The sequence below is a fragment of the Shewanella inventionis genome, from assembly GCF_014641855.1.
GTDB lineage: Bacteria > Pseudomonadota > Gammaproteobacteria > Enterobacterales > Shewanellaceae > Shewanella > Shewanella inventionis.
Genome location: NZ_BMII01000011.1, coordinates 31,756 through 49,689 on the forward strand (window position 1 = coordinate 31,756; position 17,934 = coordinate 49,689).

At 41.5% G+C, this 17,934-nt stretch carries 12 protein-coding genes; 2 read left to right on the plus strand and 10 right to left on the minus strand.

Going from position 1 to position 17,934, the window contains the following annotated elements; all coding sequences use genetic code 11:
• Nucleotides 1-42: 42 nt before the first annotated feature.
• Nucleotides 43-291 carry a YfhL family 4Fe-4S dicluster ferredoxin gene (locus tag IEW93_RS07795; protein ID WP_188738669.1) on the minus strand — a complete coding sequence of 83 codons (249 nt, stop codon included), beginning with the start codon at nt 289-291 and terminating at the stop codon, nt 43-45.
• Between the two features lie 5 nt (nt 292-296).
• Nucleotides 297-1,661 (minus strand): prephenate-dependent tRNA uridine(34) hydroxylase TrhP, encoded by a 1,365-nt coding sequence (gene trhP / locus IEW93_RS07800; protein ID WP_188738671.1) that lies wholly within the window; start codon nt 1,659-1,661, stop codon nt 297-299.
• Nucleotides 1,662-1,901: 240 nt separating this feature from the next.
• Between trhP and IEW93_RS07805 the strand changes: the two genes are divergently transcribed.
• Entirely contained in the window at nt 1,902-2,744 is an 843-nt protein-coding gene (locus IEW93_RS07805) for an HDOD domain-containing protein (protein WP_188738672.1), read from the plus strand.
• 190 nt (nt 2,745-2,934) lie between these two features.
• Entirely contained in the window at nt 2,935-4,356 is a 1,422-nt protein-coding gene (locus IEW93_RS07810; RefSeq protein ID WP_223419552.1) for a putative bifunctional diguanylate cyclase/phosphodiesterase, read from the plus strand.
• Here the strand turns inward: IEW93_RS07810 and IEW93_RS07815 are convergent.
• The 8 genes from IEW93_RS07815 to ettA form a co-directional block, all read right to left on the minus strand.
• Nucleotides 4,344-4,793, minus strand: a complete 450-nt coding sequence (locus tag IEW93_RS07815; protein WP_188738676.1) for a thioesterase family protein — start codon at nt 4,791-4,793, stop codon at nt 4,344-4,346. The genes IEW93_RS07810 and IEW93_RS07815 overlap by 13 nt on opposite strands.
• Before the next feature lie 23 nt (nt 4,794-4,816).
• Complete coding sequence (locus IEW93_RS07820) at nt 4,817-5,629, minus strand: substrate-binding periplasmic protein (protein WP_188738679.1); 813 nt, start codon at nt 5,627-5,629, stop codon at nt 4,817-4,819.
• Between the two features lie 160 nt (nt 5,630-5,789).
• Entirely contained in the window at nt 5,790-9,584 is a 3,795-nt protein-coding gene (locus IEW93_RS07825; protein WP_188738682.1) for an EAL domain-containing protein, read from the minus strand.
• Nucleotides 9,585-9,751: 167 nt separating this feature from the next.
• Nucleotides 9,752-10,225 carry a LabA-like NYN domain-containing protein gene (locus IEW93_RS07830; RefSeq protein ID WP_188738684.1) on the minus strand — a complete coding sequence of 158 codons (474 nt, stop codon included), beginning with the start codon at nt 10,223-10,225 and terminating at the stop codon, nt 9,752-9,754.
• 17 nt (nt 10,226-10,242) lie between these two features.
• Complete coding sequence (locus IEW93_RS07835; RefSeq protein ID WP_188738686.1) at nt 10,243-13,347, minus strand: multidrug efflux RND transporter permease subunit; 3,105 nt, start codon at nt 13,345-13,347, stop codon at nt 10,243-10,245.
• Entirely contained in the window at nt 13,347-14,447 is a 1,101-nt protein-coding gene (locus IEW93_RS07840; RefSeq protein WP_188738688.1) for an efflux RND transporter periplasmic adaptor subunit, read from the minus strand. The genes IEW93_RS07835 and IEW93_RS07840 overlap by 1 nt, the downstream gene beginning before the upstream one ends.
• A gap of 246 nt (nt 14,448-14,693) precedes the next feature.
• Complete coding sequence (locus IEW93_RS07845) at nt 14,694-15,932, minus strand: hypothetical protein (RefSeq protein ID WP_188738690.1); 1,239 nt, start codon at nt 15,930-15,932, stop codon at nt 14,694-14,696.
• A gap of 321 nt (nt 15,933-16,253) precedes the next feature.
• Nucleotides 16,254-17,921: an energy-dependent translational throttle protein EttA gene (gene ettA / locus IEW93_RS07850; protein WP_188738693.1), complete on the minus strand. Its 1,668-nt coding sequence runs from the start codon at nt 17,919-17,921 to the stop codon at nt 16,254-16,256.
• Between the last annotated feature and the right edge of the window lie 13 nt (nt 17,922-17,934).

Here is a 17,934-nt window from a genome sequence, read left to right on the forward strand (position 1 = left end):
CATATAACAATAAAAACGGCGCATCGCGTCGTTTAGGGGGGGTTACCGCCCCGTAATGGCGGCATATTTAACTAGCAATTCATCGTGAGACTCAGCATGCAATGGGTCAGGATCAATGCAGTCGATAGGGCAAACCGACACACAGGTTGGCTTGTCATAATGGCCAACGCATTCGGTACATAATGCCGGATCAATCTCGTATATTTCTGCCCCCATCGTTATTGCCTCGTTAGGGCATTCGGGTTCACACATGTCGCAATTGATGCAGCTATCGTCAATGATTAAAGCCATTTAAATTAGCCTGGTTGGTGAGGGTTTCGAGTATCAACACCCTCAGGTAAATTACGCATTAACATGGCCTTGTTTACATCAATGTTCTCTGGAATAGGCATAAATACAAAGTGCCCAGACCCAAGCGCGGCCTCTATTGGTTGGTTTTTTCGATTCACTAATGATTCGATAGTGATAACAAAATTACCTTCAGTTGTCATGACCTCAACACTGTCGCCTACCGAAAATTTATTTTTAACATCAACTTCAGCAAGGCCCTGTTCATTTCGTTTACCTGTAAATTCACCCACAAATTGCTGGCTATTACTGACTGAGTGACCGTATTGATAATTTTGATATTCGTCATGTACGTGACGGCGTAAGAAGCCTTCAGTATAGCCGCGATGAGCTAAGCCTTCTAAATTACTCATTAAGGTGCGGTCAAAGTCTTTACCTACAGCGGCATCTTCAATTGCTTGACGGTATAATTGCGCGGTGCGAGCCACATAATAAAATGACTTTGTTCGACCTTCAATTTTTAATGAGTCGATGCCCATGCGTGTTAAACGGTCTACGTGTTGAATGGCGCGTAAATCTTTTGAGTTCATAATGTAGGTGCCGTGCTCATCTTCAAATGCCGGCATGTATTCGCCCGGGCGCCCGGCTTCTTGTAATAACACAATTTCACTCGTTGGCTGCCCAGCGCCTAATGTGGGTGTTTCTATTTGTACCTCAGGATTGAGGGCGATAACGTCACCTGTTTCAGTTTGTGTTGCGGGATGCACGTCATATTTCCAGCGGCAGGCGTTAGTGCAAGTGCCTTGGTTTGGATCACGTTTATTGATGTAACCAGACAATAAACACCGCCCAGAATAGGCCATGCATAATGCGCCATGGACAAACACTTCAAGTTCAATATCTGGGCAGCGTTGACGAATTTCTTCTATTTCATCTAATGACAGTTCGCGAGATAAAATAACGCGTTTAATGCCTTGTTGTTGCCAAAACTTTACCGATGCCCAGTTTATGGCATTAGCCTGCACAGAGAGATGCACAACCTGCTCGGGAAATGCCTCACGTACCATCATGATTAACCCTGGATCTGACATGATGAGCGCATCAGGCTTCATGGCAACAACCGGTTCCATGTCATTTATATAAGTTTTAAGTTTAGCGTTATGCGGCGCAATATTACTGACAACATACAGTTTTTTCCCTAATGCATGTGCTTCTTCAATCCCTGTGGCGAGGTTTTTCATTTTAAAGTCATTATTTCTCACCCGTAAGCTGTAGCGTGGTTGGCCGGCATAGACCGCATCTGCGCCGTAAGCAAAGGCGTAACGCATATTTTTTAATGTACCAGCAGGGGATAATAATTCAGGTTTAAACATAGTTTTCTCGGTTTACATCTGGGTTGACATCGATAGGGGGTGAAAGCTTACTTAAGGACATTAGTGGGTACAAATATAGCCTTGTGAAATGTGATGTGGGTTGTACTTTTGTGGGGAGTGCATCACAAATATTCAAAAATGCGAATTAATTGACTTGGGGGTTTTTGAGTCGTCGCAAATAATATGCATTTGGGTATATAATCTTGGCATCAGTAAATCATTATTTTTTATGGAGAGCGCATGTCTACCGAACATCAACTCTTGGTTGGATTATTAAAGAAGCTTAAAGACGATGCGTTGGTGTTACCAACATTGCCAGAAGTGGCTATGAGAGTTCAAGAGGTGGTAGCGCGCAAGGATTCCAGTCTCAAGCAGGTTGGCGATGTTATTGGTCAAGATGCTGCCATTTCCGCCCGTATTATTAAAGTGGCAAACAGTGCATTGTATTCTCGCGGTAATAAAGCAGAAAACATCAGTGCCGCCGTTAATCGTATTGGTTTAGTGCAAATTAAATCTATTACCACATCTGTTGCCATGGAGCAGTTGTTTATCTCTACCAATGAAATGGTATGGGAAGTGATGGATGAAGTGTGGAAAACCTCAATTGAAGTTACGGCATCTTCTTGTGCCATGCTAGAAATCTACAATAAACGTAATCCAACGAAGCGACTTGATCGTGAAACCTTAACCTTAGCAGGCCTGGTGCATAATATTGGTGCCTTACCCGTGTTAACCGAAGCCGAAATTCACCCTGAGCTTTGCAGTAAAATTGAACAGTTACGCAGTCTTGTGCGCAAAATGCAGGGGCCTATCGGCCGCGCTGTATTAAAAACATGGGACTTTGCCCCTGAGGTGATGGAAGTGGTCGAACGTTGGGCTGACTTGCATTACATGCCAGAAAAAGTCACATACCTTGATTTTATTCGCTCGGCAGCGTTTTATACTGGCGAGTTACGTGCAGGTGAAGAATTAGAGGAGCGACTTGGTGTGTTTGCCCAAAGGGGCTTGCCAGTGACGCCAGAGGACTTAGCCAGTGATGAGTTTATTGATATGTACCATTCAATAAAACAAAGTTATGAATAGACACTAATTACTGAATTATCTCAGCAATGGCAAAAATATCGACGATAATGAATGCAGTGAGTCGTCGATATGTTCTATTAAGCATAAACTCACTGATAAAGCGATATAGAGTTAACCTGTTGATGATGATATTTGAATGAATAGTCTGCTGATACTTTTGCTATTTTTAGCTGTTAGCCTGGTGTGCATAATGGCATTTGTGTATTGGCGTCAGCAAAAATTGATACACCAGTTAGCTCACTCATTAGAATCGCAATTTTTAAACCAAGACGAACTCACGCTTAAAGCACCATCATCACTTCAGCCCCTTGCTGAAGTACTTCAACAGCTACATCAATCAAGCCTTTTTAGTGCCGAACGAGACAAGTTAACCGGTCTTGCCAATCGAGTGGGTTTTAAACGTAAAATGCTGGCCAGAATGCCTGTTCATGCAGGAATGCTTGTGCTGGTTGATATAAGGCAGTTTAGGTTTGTAAATGATTTATTCGGTTTTTTATTTGGTGATAAATTGCTTAAAGCGTTTGCTAAACGATTAGAAAATTTAAGCTGTAAACCATTATTTATCGCCAGAATGAATGGCAATGAGTTTCTGTTATTTTTTCCTCAACCTATCACTCATGAGCAGTTACTCAAGATCAAAAATGACTTACAAATGTCATTTGAAATTGAGCTTCAACCTATAAGTATCAAAATACAATTGGGCGTGCTGTCATTAGCTGAGCATCATGCTGATGTGAGTTTAATGCTCAGACGTTTAGATTTAGCACTTAAAAAAGCGAAAAACTTAAAGCAACCTATCGCTTATTATGATCAAGACGATGATAAAGTTCAGTACCGTGAATTATTGATTATTAATGGGCTCCCAAAAGGGTTGAAGCAACAGCAACTCTTTATGGTTTATCAGCCTAAGCTCGATATTAAAAGTGGTTTATGTCAGCAAGTAGAAGCGCTGATCCGTTGGAAACATGAAGGTTTAGGATGGGTATCTCCGAGTGAATTTATTCCTCTGGCTGAACAAACCGGCATGATAGATTTATTAAGTTCGTGGGTATTAGAGGCGGTTATTTCGCAACAAGCTAACTGGCGTGACAAGGGGCTATTCGTCAATGTCGCGCTTAACTTGTCTCCGACTGATCTTGATAACCCTCAGTTGGCTAATAACGTGGCCACAATATTGGCTCAATACCGTGTTCCTGCCGAGTGTATTATTATTGAGATCACTGAAAGTGCGTTAATGGTGTCGTTAGAGCAAACTATCATAACGCTTAATCAACTGCGTGCTATCGGATTAAAAATTGCAATTGATGACTTTGGCACAGGTCATTCATCACTCGCTTATTTACGATTTTTGCCCGTCGATGAAGTTAAAATAGATAAAGCATTTCTAAAGGATTTTGAAACCTCAAGTGCAGCTAAACAGATAGTTAAAACCAGTATTGAACTGGCCAAAAGTTTAGGTTTTGAGGTTACAGTAGAAGGAGTTGAAACTAAGTCTGTGCTTAATACCTTACGGGATTTTGGTGTTGATACCATTCAGGGGGATTATTTTGCAAAACCGGCCACTGCAGATGAGTTTGAGTGTATTTATCCGCAGTTAAATCATTGTTTTTGAGTGATACCGGTTTCTTGCGATAAGCGTTCAATAAGTTGTAATGGCATGGCAGCTAGCTGTCGCTTTTGGTTCATGCATACCATTTCGATGGTTGCAGTCACTGCGGCTTTAGTGGCGTTGGGGCGCCAAATCGATTGTTGCCAAACAGTACGAAACTTACTTTCAAAATAAAACTGGGTTCTCACTTCAATAATGTCTGCAAACTCAACCCCTTCATGGCATACCATGTCGGTTCGGTATACGGCAAAGCCTAATTGTTGCTGTTGCCATAATTCGTTGAGTACATTTGCTCCAATCACATGCTCTCTGGCTCGTTCAAAATATTTTAAGAAATTAGGGTGATATACCACGCCCGAAAAGTCAGTATCTTCATAGTATATTTGTACTTTAAAGATATGTTCAGGGCTACTTTTAGTCGATATTGCAGTTGCGCTCATTTTACTATGACCTTGATGATGTATTAATCGAGTGGCACAAGTAATTGTTGATAATGCCCCTGTTGCTTTAATTGCAGTAAGCCTTTGTCTAACAGTAAGCTTAGTTGAGACGCTTGAGGGTTATGTTTTGAAAACGCGACGAATATTTCGCTAGTGTGGTTATTGAACTTGGCGCTAATATCTTGTTTTACACCCATCTGTTCAATATAAATATCTGCGACTAGGTCGAACATTATCGCCGTGTCTATACGGTCTACTAGCAGCAAGTTAATGAGTTGTCGTTGGCTGTTTACTTTCACAATTTTCAGTTGACGCTTATCAATTAATTGCAGTAATTCATCACCATATTCGTAACCGTCAATAATACCCACAAGGCTGCCAACAGGGAGTTGCCACTTGTTGTTGATGTCTACCGTTTTTGAGTTGGCGAAAAAAAATGATGCATTGGCTGTAAATAAAGGCACATTACCAAAAACAAATCGCTTTACTGTGCTTTGTTCTTTGGTGACGTTAAACGCACCGTCTACAGTGCCTCGTTCTGTCATGATCAGTGCACGAGTATATGGCACCACGATGGTAGAGACTTCTACATCGACCTGTTTAAATGCTTGCTGTATTAGCTTATGAGATATACCACTGCCAAACTCATCGGCAAAAGGGGGCCAACCGTCTTCAGCGGCTAACGTAATTTTTAAGGGTGCTGCTGTAAGTGAGTAAGAAAGCATGCTAAGACAAATGATGGCCAAAAAGTAACGCACGACTTGGGATAATACACGAGTGCAATAACGAGAGATAAAACGACACGGGAGGCTTGCTGGGCAACCAATCAACAACATATCATCCTTTGCTTATATTCCTAATTTGATAAGCGCATAGTAACATCTTTATGACTAAAGTGATATTTGCTGCTAAGGGTAAATTGGTTTTATATAGCCACCCTATGATATTGCCTAAGCAGCATAACCCTGTTTGATAGTTGATTAGAGATAAATGCCGTTAAGGATAGGCGGCCTCTAATTTGTCATTCATTATGCTGTTTTGTAACAGTAAGTTTTCAGTTCCGGCAGGGTTTAGTGCTGGGCTAAACAAAAAGCCTTGTACAATTTTGCATTGATAATGTTTTAACTTGATGAGTTGTGCGTGAGTTTCAACGCCTTCAGCAATCACATCTAATTCAAGTTCACTACCAAGTCTTATAATGTTTTTTAATACAATATTGCTGGTTTCTTTGGGGAGCATTGAATTGATAAATGCTTTGTCGATTTTTAATGTATCGATAGGAAATTGGGTTAAATAGTTAAGTGATGAATAGCCTTTGCCAAAGTCATCAAGGGCAATACGGACGCTAAGTTGTTTTAATTGATTTAGCACTGCTTTGGCGGCTTTGATGTCTTTGATTAATAAAGATTCAGTGATTTCAAGTTCTAACATGTGCGCGGGAAATTGGCTTTGCTGTAAAATATTGGCAATGTCGTTAACAATGCTGGGCTGTGAAAGTTGTAACGGCGAGATGTTGACTGAGATATTTCCTTGTAAAATACCTTGTTGATACCACTGATACCCTTGTTCACAGGCTTGTTTTAATACCCATAAGCCAATTTCGATGATCAAGCCGCTGTCTTCTGCTTCATCAATAAATCGATTGGGCGATATCATTCCTTGTGTTGGGTGATCCCACCTTAGTAAGGCTTCTAAGCCTAAAATGCTCTGTGTTGTGACGCAACATTTGGGCTGGTAGTACACCGCAAGCTGTTGAGCAGGTAATGCATTATTTAATTGGTTTTTAATCAGTAGCCGCTCTAATAGTGCAGTTGACAGTTTTTCATTAAAAAAGTAGCTGCCATTGCGACCATTTTGTTTTGCAGCGTACATAGCGGTATCAGCATGTTTTAACAAGGTTTTTGCATCAGTGCCATCGTTAGGATAGCAAGCAACACCAATACTGGCTGAACTGTGTAACCAATGTTCATTAATTTGATAACCAGCATTCAGTGATGTTCTGATCCGCTCAATAATATTGACTAAATCTTGATTAACTTCATCTTCTGAAGGTTCGTATTGAATGATTAATGCGAACTCATCACCGCCTAAACGGGCAAGTACATCCTGTTGTTTTAAACAGTGTTGTAAGCGCTTGCCAACCTGGATAATGAGCTCATCGCCTATATCGTGTCCCATCGAGTCGTTAACCTCTTTGAAATGGTCTAAATCGATGAACACAATGGCGGCTGATTTTTGTGGATTATTGACCAGTAATGACAATTGTTGGTTAAAGTTAAACCGATTTGCAAGCCCTGTGAGGCTGTCATAATTAGCCCTGTTACTTAACTCTTTCATTTGCTTAACGCGAGAGATAATAAACAATATAACCACCAGTAAGATGGTTGCAGCTGAGGCGATTAAGGCATAAAACCACCAAGCTTTTTTGATAGTGAATGCAAACTCAGCTTGTTGTGGGCTCCACATTCCATCGCTGTTTGTGCTTTGGACTTGGAACACATAATCTCCCGCGGCAAGGTTAGTGTACATTGCGTTGGGTTGCAAAGTGGTGGTCCAGTCTTTATCAAACCCCGACAATTTAAAGCGGTAGATATTGCGTTGTGGTGCGGTATAGTCCAATGAAGCAAACGAGAATTGGATCATATTATTATCGTAAGCGACACTTGCGGCTTTAATCAGTTTATTGGTATTAATTTGGGTGTAGGTGGTATTAGCGATTTTTGCGGATGTAATATGCACCGGCGCAATAAAATTATTTTGGCTAATATGTTGGGTATCAACCTGAATAACACCTTTATTGGTGCCTAAAAGTAATTGGTTGTTTTTAAGCTCAATTGCCCCTTCATTGAAGGTTAAGTTTGCGTCATTTATTGCACTTGGGTAATCGGTCATACGATTGGATTTTATGACGTATTTGGTTAATACATGCCGGCTTGTTAACCAAAGGTTTCCTTGGTCATCACCCGTGACAGCCTTGATTCTATTGTCTATTAAGCCTTGTTTTCGCGTAATATATTCAATGTGGTATGGCGTTGCTGCATTGGGCGTTGGGGTTATTTTTGCTAACCCAAGCCCTTGGGTTGCCGCCCAGAAAACCCCTTGTTTATCTTGATAAATTCCGCCAATGCGAATATTTTCTCGCTCATTACCTAAACTTAAATGAGTGGTCGTGTCTGATTGGGGATCGATAATAAAAATGCCATTGGTGGTAGCAAGCCATAGTTCGCCATTATTGGCGATTAGTGAGTCGAATGTGAAATTGCCACCTGAGGTATACAGATTATTATTGTCATTAAAATAATGCTTTAAAAGCCCTTGGGTTGGCGAAAATAGCATAACTCCAGCATCTAAATAGCCGGTTATCCATACATTGCCCTTGTTATCTGGATTGACAGTGTAGAAGTCTGTGTCTGGGAAACCGTAAGGATTACCCTGCTTATTACTGAAGTGACTGAGCTGTTGAGTTTGATTATCAAAATAACTCACACCATGAGAATGTGAAATCCATAAATTGTCTGCGCTGTCAGCTTTAACATTCCAAATATTACCCGTTAATCTTGTGTCACTGGCTGTTGTAAAAGGCGACAGTACTACGGTTTTATTTTGGGTATTAATTTTATCAAGCCCCTGGTTATTGGCTATCCATGCGTTGCCTTTAGTGTCGATACTAATCGCATAGGTATTGGATCCAGATAGCTCAGAATGGGTGGCTAATGGTTTGTAAATTCTACTTGGTTGCGTCAGTGGGCTGTAATAAGCGGCTCCTTGACTGGTTGCAAACCACACAAGCCCAGATGAGTCGATAAATACATCGTCGACAAAGTCTGTTGGTATGGTGTGTTCATTAAATGCTTGCGATTTAATTTGATCAAACAGACCATGTTTAACTGATAAAACAGCGGCACCCTTGTCAGTACTAATCCAAATATGATCTGAAGTGTCGATGGCTATACTTGTCACGTAGTTACTTGGAATATCATTGTGCTTATCGTGATTGTCATTGCCTGCGTGTTGCTGGCTTGTTGTTGCGTATTGACGGTACTGGCCTGTATCTGGATTGAAATGAATTAACCCTGAATGTTGGGTGCCAAGCCAAAGTTGTCCGTTTGGGTCTATTTCGCTGGTGAGAAAATAATCTTTGAAAATATCGGCGGCATTAAACGCTGACTGATAAGACTTTGCTGTTTTGGTGTTAAACAACTGCAGGCTATTTTGGCCTGGCTCCATGACGGCGAGGCCGTAATCAGTGCCAACCCATAACCTGTGTTGTTTGTCTGCCATAATGCTGTAAATCGATGTTTCTACAGGCTGGTTTTTTGAGTCGATATACAAAGGAATTGAAATGAATTGCTCTGAGCCTTGTGCTTTAAATTGTAATCCGCTGCCTGTACCCACCCATAAATTGTGGTGATTATCTTGGTACAGTTTCATTATCCAGTTGGTATTTTGGTGAAAGTGGGTTTGCGAAAGCGGGATGATACTAAGTTCATCAATAAGGTTCAGTTGATTTAAACCATCTTCAGTGGCAAACCAAATATTGCCCAGGCTGTCTTCGATAATGTCGGTGACAAAGTTATTTGAAATGTGTCTATTTGTACCTGGCGCAAACTGAAAGTTAACAAATTCTTGCCCGTCATAGCGGCTCACGCCGGCATCTGTTGCAAACCACATGAAGCCATTTTTTTGCTGGTAAATCATTGTTACCATCGTAGACGGTAGACCATTAGCGACATTCAGGCGTTCGATTTGATATTGTTTGGCATTGGTTGAGAATACCAGGGTAAATGACAACGCTAATCCTAAAAGGCAATTGACTACTTTGTGTAAAGGGAAAAACATGACATACCTTTTATTGGGTAAACATGGCTTAGATTATTCAAATACTTAACCATACAGGATTGAATATCGTAAAAAACAGTGGCTAAGTTGTATCTGAATTAACGCTTTTGATCAAATGTTTAAAGTAATAATGTGTTGTCTATGGGAGTGTATTTCTGACATTGATCAATAAGAGACTTGGCCGTTAATCGTTCAACGCTAATTACATGGGTGTAACATTGGCTGCTTTGGTTAATTTTTTTAAGAAGTAAATCAAAATCGCCATCGCCAGACAATAATATGACCTCATCAACCTGCGGCGCAATATCTAGCATGTCTATAGTGATCCCCACATCCCAATCGCCTTTGGCTGAGCCATCGCTTCGTTGAATATATGGTTTAGTTTTAACGGTAAACCCAATGTGCTTTAACGCGTCTTGAAACTTAACCTGACCGTCGTCAGCGGGGGCAATGGCATATGCAACTGCATGATTAATGTGACCGCGCTGTGTTAATTGCAGGTACAGAGCGCGGTAATTAAATGATCGCCCAAAGCCCTGTTTACAGGTGTAATAAATGTTTTGTACGTCTACAAATACTGCAAGGTTGGTCATTATTACACCTGTGTTAATTATGGCTGCTGTGACTGCTGCGCAGCAATGGCGTCATTGAGTTGGGCTTCAACATATCCTGGCGAATGCGTAGAAGCTGAGATTAAGCGATACATTGCTGGTATCACTAATAGGGTAACAAACGTGGCAAATGCCATGCCGGAGAATATCACAGTTCCCACGGCAATACGGCTTTCGCTTCCTGCTCCCGTAGACATAATCAGCGGAATTGCACCAATAAGCGTGGTAAAAGCGGTCATTAGAATGGGGCGTAAACGACGGGCTGATGCATCAATAATGGCGCTATCAAGCGGTAGGCCTCGGTCACGCAGTTGGTTGGCAAACTCAACAATGAGAATGCCGTTTTTAGTCACCATGCCGATAAGCATAATCATGCCAATTTGGCTGTATATGTTTAGGCCCTGGTTGGTCAAAAACAACCCGATAAAGCCCCCTAAAATCCCCATTGGTACTGTAAACATCACAACTGCAGGATTGATAAAACTTTCAAACTGTGCAGCCAGAACCAGGTAGGCGATGAGTATGGCTAGTCCAAATACAATTAAGACTCCTGATTGATTTTCTTTAAAGTCTTTTGACTCACCTGTATAGGCAATAGAAATGTCACTAGGTAATAAACTGACGGCACGTTGCTCTAAAAAGTCTAGCGCTTCGCCTAATGTGTAGCCAGCCCCAAGATTGGCTTTTATGGTGATCGATTTTTGCTTATTGGTGTGGCTTAAGCGTTGTGGTGAGGCGATTTCTTCAATGTGAGTAACGGTATCTAAGGTGATTAATTCGCCTTTAGCGCTTCTGAAATAAATTTTACTGAGATCAGTAACGCTATCAAAACTATTTTCATCGCCTCGAAGATATACATCGTATTCCTCACCACGCTCTACAAAGGTGGTTTCACTGCGACCGCCTAGCATGATTTCTAGCGTGGTTGAAATCTCTGACACGCTAATGCCTAATTCTGCAGCGCGTTGTTTATCGACGCTAACAACCAATTCCGGTGTGGTTTCTGCATAATCTAAATCTGCGCCCTCTAACATAGGACTTGCATCGGCTTCTTGTTGGAGAATTTGCGCCCATTTAAATAATTCTGGATAATCAGAACCGCCTAAAACAAATTGTACAGGCTCACTCGATTGACCTCTAAAACCAGGCAACATAGGCCTTACCATTACATCGGGGATATCTTTTAAGGTTTGGCTGATTAAGCCTAATGCCTGTTTTATGTCGGTATCTCGAACTGCCCAATCTTCCAACTGAATAATGGCAAAGCCTGTTTGATCGCCTGCACGGCCTCCAAAGGCGGGTGCTTCTACACTAAATGATTTTACAACCCCTTGACCTAACAGCGGCATTAACCTGCTTTCTACAATGTCCATATTGGTAATCATACGGTTATAGCTGGTGCCTTCTGCGCCCTTGATAAAGGCAAATAACACCCCACGATCTTCTTGAGGCGAGAGTTGCGATGGCACATGTTGCATCAATAGATAGCTTCCGCCGATACAGGATATTATCACCACCGGGGCTGCCAAACGCCACTTAAGCGCCCAAGCCACCATGTTGCGATAGGTTGTTTCTAAGCGTGCAAAACCATTATCGATCCATTGATTAAAGCGATTTTTTTTGACGTTGGCTTTAAGGAGTTTACTGCCCATTACAGGAGTAAGTGTGAGTGCAATGAGCGATGAGAAAATCACCGACATGGCCAACATGACTGAAAACTCGGTAAACAGAAGACCGACCATACCATCCATGAATGAGATAGGTAAAAAGACCATTACCAAGACAAGTGTGGTGGATATCACCGCAAATCCGACTTCTCTGGTACCTTTATAGGCTGCTAATAAAGGCTCTTCTCCTTTTTCGATATGATGGAAAATGTTTTCTACCACCACAATGGCGTCATCAACCACCAAACCAATGGCTAGAATTAACGCCATCAAGGTTAACAAGTTTATGGTATAGCCTAAACTGTAAGCTGCAATAAATGCAGCAATTAATGATACGGGTACGGTTACCGCTGGGATTAATGTAGCTCTAACCTGGCCAATAAAAATGTACAACACCAGTACAACCAACACCCCGGTAATGAATAGTGTGTTGTAGACTTCGTTAATTGAGCGGTCAATAAATACGTTAGCATCATAGTCGACGACAAGTTTTGTTCCTTGTGGCAAAAAGCTTTGTACTTTGTCGACTTCTTGTTGGACCAGCCTTGAGATCTCTAATGGATTGGCATCGGACTGAGGCACAATACCGAGACTGAGATTAACAATGCCATTGCTCTTAAAGGTAGAGTTTTCATTTTCGGCGCCAATAAAAACATTCGCTACATCTTTAAGGTAAATTGGAGTGCCATCTGGCGCTGTATGCACGACGAGGTAATTAAAGTCTTCGGGGCTAAAGTATAAGCGTTTAGTTCGAACAGACATGACCGTGGTGTCGTTACGAACTTCACCGCCAGGTGTTTCAAGGTTTTCGGTATTTAATGCGCTGATAATGTCACTGGTGGTGACATTTCTGCCAGCCATTAATTGTGGTTTTAATTGGACATACATGACCTTGTACAGCCCACCAGAAATATTGACGGAGCTGACACCAGTAATAAGACTAAACCTGTCTTCTAATACGCGCTGGGCATAGTCCGTTAATTGAGTACGGTCCATGTTTTCAGAGCTTAAATTGACATAGATTGAAGGTTCGCCCGTGCCGTTATCTTTAGACACTATGGGGTCATCTGCTTCATCTGGTAAACGGCGCTGTGCTTTGGCTACCGCATCACGAACATCGCTAACCCCTTCGGTTAAATCCCAACCGAGTTCAAATTCAATGGATATTCTAGACATGCCATTTCGGGTCGTTGAGGTGATTTCATCAATACCACTTATCCCGGTCAGCTCGTCCTCGAGGGTTTTGGTTACTTTACTTTCCATAATGGTTGCCGAAGCACCACTGTAGGTGGTCATAACGGTAACCACAGGATTTTGTACGTCGGGCATTTCTCTAACGGCAAGTTTTGAAAATGACACCATACCAAACACACAAAGCAATAAGCTTAAGACGATGGCAACCACTGGGCGCTTTACAGCAGTATCACTTAGCCACATTATTTACGCTCCTGTATTGAGGCTGCATTGCTGTTTTTTTCAGGCGTATTTTGGCCGGCAAGGTCATTCACTTTTACACCGTCACGCATGTTCACTAAGCCTTGAACCACAATGTGATCGCCAATATTAATTCCAGACTCAATCAATACTTGATCTTTAATTCGCGCGCCCAATACCACTTCGGTGCGCTTGGCGATGTTATCTTTGTTAATGACGTATACAAATCGTTTTGTTCCTGAGTATTCTAACGCTTGTACTGGCACGATTGGCGCTGAAACACTTGGGAAGGTGAGGGTTGCCGACATCATCATGCCTGGCTTTAATTTGCCGTGTTGATTATTGAATTGGCTTCGAACTTTAAGGTTAAGTGTTTGCTCGTTCACGCGGGGATCTATGGCGATAATATTGCCTGTAAACTGTTCATTTTCCCATGCTCGGCTTGTTGCGCTGACCGGCATGGCTGTGCTGAGTTGGGCTAAATATTGCTCGGGCACCTGTAAATCTAATTGCAGAACTGACAAATCGTCTAATGACAATAACTCTTCATTCATGCTGACCATTTTACCGCGGCTAAAATTAATTAAGCCGGTATGACCGCTAAAAGGTGCTGTGAGGGTGTGGTAGGCCAAGTCTGTTTGAGCAGATTGCAGGCGGGCGAGGGCTATGTCAACACTGGCTTTTTGGGCTTCAATTTCGGTCTGGGTGATGGCGTTAACGTTAATCAGCTTTAAAAATTCGTTTAGTTTACGTACTTCGTCATTGTGATATGCCTGTGCTTCAAGAACACTGGCTTTCGCTTTGCTGTCGTCCAGGGTTAATAATACCTGGCCTTTATTAACATGCTCATTAGATGTCACTTCAATTTTGTTTATCTTGCCGCCCACTTGCGGCGCAATCATGACGGAATGAGTCGCGGCTAATTTACCAATAAGCGTAATAGATTGAGATAACTCATGTTGCTCTACATTTGAAGTCACCACTGGGACAATTTTTTCGGCTCGTTGTGGCTGAGGTGCCGCATAAGCATGGGTGCTCAATACGCTGGTGGTAAAAATCACTAAGGCTGCTGAAAAAGTATTCAAGCCATGTTTGTTTATCATTTTGGGTGATCTCTATAAGCAATGCGCGGGGATCCGCTTAGGGTGTGTTAGCTTTTACGAATATTGTAATTATATTGAGCAAAATTAAGCGTAAAGTAATGTAAAGCTTTTAGTTTGTTTGTAACAAGGCGCTAATAGGTTTTTGTTGAACCCGTTGTCATGAACTGTGTTTGTGTGAATATAAAAAAAGCCATATCAATTGATATGGCTTTAACTGGCTCAATAACGAGATAACAAAACGCGAGTTTATTTTTCAATAGGCTCGTTAGTAAACTCTATGTTCTGTTTTTTAGTGGCTGGAGATACACCCATAAAATATTCATAGCCTTTATCATTTGACGTTTTTTTAGCATCATCGTCACTTAACTTAATGCTAGTTTGGTCAGAAAACAGCGTGTATTTGGCTTTCGGTTTTTGAACTTCAGGTTGCTGTGCTTGTTTTGCCGAGGGCTTAAGAATGCCTTTTGGCACTTCAGCAACCACTATAGGTTGTTTAGTAACGGGTTTCTTAGGGGCGCTGACATTAGAGAATTTGTAATTAAATACTCCATTGCCTTCAATATTTTCTACACTCGATTGGTCTTGGTTTTGGTAAGAGGCTAAAATGCCATGCTTGCCTAGCGGAATTTCGTGGAACAGCTTTTTACCTGTACCTATTTTTACGCCGTTAACAAACCAGTCTGCAGGTACGTTACTGACTAACGTTACCATTGCTGATTTCAACCCTAATTTTTCATTTAACATTTCGTCGATTTTGTTGTTATAAGATGGCTTAAATTTCATCGCCACTTTATAGTTCAAATCGCCTCTCATGTTCATGTTTGCGTCGATGACTTCATAAGATAACAATACGCTCTTGTCGTTTAAAAAAGGCGATTCGTTACGAGTATTGCTTACAATGCTGCTTTGTGATTCTTTTAAACACGCGGCAATTGTTTGATATTTTGAGCACTCTGTTGAGCCATTGATATTGACCGGAAGGGTACTGCTTGATTTTGATAGATCAGCAATTAATCGATTAGTAATGTCCGTTTTTAGTTTAAATAACTGTTGGCTCTTACTTGCACGTTGTTTGTTGATTTTTTCGTACTCAGACAAGATTTCGACTTTTTCAGTTTCAAGGCGTTTGCTGTCTTCTTCCGCTTTTAGGGTTAACTCATCAACCAAAATAACTGACTCTTCAATTTGCTTGTAAGTGTCAGGTAGGGCTGTTTTACTGCGAATAGCCTGAGGTAAACCTTCAATTAATGCATCATAACGAAGTTGCTCTGATGCAATGGTCTTTTTCAGGCCTTCGACGTCATAGGCTTTTTTGTTGAGTTGAGAGAATTTGTCATTCACATTTATCAACAAACTATCGATATCATATTCGGTTTCGATTTGGTTTAGTGTCTGTTGTTCTGAACTGGTGATGACTTCGAGTGCCGCAAATGAATTGCTTGCATATAAGCACAATAAAGCAAGGCTAATTGAACCGTATCTCACTGATCTCTCCATAATATTTCTTTACAAGCTGGAACCATCGACACTCTGTAATGCGCTGAGTGTTATCAGCAGAGCAAAATAATCCGTTAATAATTTATAATACTGAAGTTATTTTTGCTTTACAAACAGATTGTGGTGCATCGCTCACAATAAATTGACAAATTTTTGACACTTTTAGATGTAAAAACGAGTTTATATTGAAATGGCATAAATATAAACGAAAATCAGTCTGATAAAGCAAAACAGAGACGAATCGTCTCTGTTTTGTTTTTCATTGTGACCGTGATTTGTGTTTTAAGCTAACACAAGGTTGTCGCTTTATTACTTGCTAATACGTTTGTATTTTAAACGATGTGGTTCTACTACGTCTGTGCCTAATGTTTCTTTAAGCCATGTTGAGTATTCGGTGTAGTTACCTTCATAGAAGTTCACTTTACCTTCATCACGGTAGTCAAGGATATGAGTAGCAATACGGTCAAGGAACCAACGGTCATGCGAGATAACCATAGCGCAGCCTGGGAACTCTAATAGTGCCTCTTCTAATGCGCGTAAGGTTTCAACGTCTAAATCGTTGGTGGGTTCGTCGAGTAATAATACGTTACCGCCAGCCTGTAGCAATTTAGCTAGATGGACACGGTTACGCTCACCACCTGACAATGTACCAATAATTTTTTGTTGATCGCCACCACGGAAGTTAAAACGGCCTACATAAGCACGGCTTGGAATTTCGGTGTTGTTGATCCGCATAATATCTTGGCCACCAGAAATTTCCTGCCATACGGTATTTTTGTCGTCCATTGAATCACGGAACTGCTCAACTGAAGCAATTTTAACAGACTCCCCGACAGAAATTGAACCACTGTCTGGCTGCTCAGCACCCGATATCATTCTAAATAATGTTGATTTACCCGCACCGTTAGCACCAATAATACCGACGATTGCTCCTTTAGGTACCGAGAATGTTAAATCATCAATCAACACTCGATCACCATATGACTTGGTGAGGTTGGTAACTTCGATGACCTTGTCGCCTAGGCGAGGTCCTGGTGGAATAAGCAGTTCGTTGGTTTCGTTACGCTTTTGGTAATCGTTGGTGTTCAATTCTTCAAAGCGAGCCATACGGGCTTTACCTTTTGATTGACGACCTTTCGCACCTTGGCGAACCCATTCTAATTCTTTAGCAATGGTTTTTTGACGTGCACTTTCTGTAGAGGACTCTTGCTGTAGACGTGCATCTTTTTGCTCAAGCCATGATGAATAGTTGCCTTCCCACGGGATACCTTCGCCGCGGTCAAGTTCTAAAATCCAACCCGCAGCATTATCTAAGAAGTAACGGTCGTGGGTAATGGCTACCACTGTGCCGGTATATTCTTGTAAGAAATGCTCTAACCATGCCACTGACTCAGCATCTAAGTGGTTGGTTGGTTCGTCAAGTAACAGCATTTCAGGTTTTTCAAGCAATAAACGACAAATTGCCACTCGGCGACGTTCACCACCCGAAAGCACTTCAATTTTTGCATCCCATTCAGGTAAACGAAGTGCGTTTGCTGCACGTTCAAGAATGCGGTCAAGATTATGAGCATCTTGTGACTGAATAATGGCTTCTAATTCGCCTTGCTCTTTAGCTAGTGCATCAAAGTCAGCATCAGGTTCAGCATATGCGGCATAGACTTCATCTAGGCGTGTTAAAGCATTTTTTGCTTCACTTACCGCTTCTTCAATGGCTTCACGCACAGTTTGCTGCTCATTTAAACGAGGTTCCTGGGGTAAATAACCAATTTTAAGCCCAGGCATAGGGCGTGCTTCACCTTCAATCTCGGTGTCAATACCCGCCATAATGCGTAATAGTGTTGATTTACCTGATCCGTTTAAACCGAGTACACCAATTTTGGCACCGGGGAAAAAGCTTAATGAAATGTCTTTTAAAATTTGCTTTTTCGGTGGAACAATCTTACCCACACGAAGCATGCTGTATACAAATTGAGCCATGTTTATTCTGTCT

What these genes read in the sequence shown, in the direction of transcription:
- IEW93_RS07810 (WP_223419552.1), top strand. Translation starts at nt 2,935, where the DNA reads ATGGCATTTGTGTATTGGCGTCAGCAAAAATTGATACACCAGTTAGCT.
- IEW93_RS07820 (WP_188738679.1), bottom strand. Translation starts at nt 5,629, where the DNA reads ATGTTGTTGATTGGTTGCCCAGCAAGCCTCCCGTGTCGTTTTATCTCT.
- IEW93_RS07835 (WP_188738686.1), bottom strand. Translation starts at nt 13,347, where the DNA reads ATGTGGCTAAGTGATACTGCTGTAAAGCGCCCAGTGGTTGCCATCGTC.
- IEW93_RS07840 (WP_188738688.1), bottom strand. Translation starts at nt 14,447, where the DNA reads ATGATAAACAAACATGGCTTGAATACTTTTTCAGCAGCCTTAGTGATT.
- IEW93_RS07795 (WP_188738669.1), bottom strand. Translation starts at nt 291, where the DNA reads ATGGCTTTAATCATTGACGATAGCTGCATCAATTGCGACATGTGTGAA.
- IEW93_RS07805 (WP_188738672.1), top strand. Translation starts at nt 1,902, where the DNA reads ATGTCTACCGAACATCAACTCTTGGTTGGATTATTAAAGAAGCTTAAA.
- IEW93_RS07830 (WP_188738684.1), bottom strand. Translation starts at nt 10,225, where the DNA reads ATGACCAACCTTGCAGTATTTGTAGACGTACAAAACATTTATTACACC.
- trhP (WP_188738671.1), bottom strand. Translation starts at nt 1,661, where the DNA reads ATGTTTAAACCTGAATTATTATCCCCTGCTGGTACATTAAAAAATATG.
- ettA (WP_188738693.1), bottom strand. Translation starts at nt 17,921, where the DNA reads ATGGCTCAATTTGTATACAGCATGCTTCGTGTGGGTAAGATTGTTCCA.
- IEW93_RS07815 (WP_188738676.1), bottom strand. Translation starts at nt 4,793, where the DNA reads ATGAGCGCAACTGCAATATCGACTAAAAGTAGCCCTGAACATATCTTT.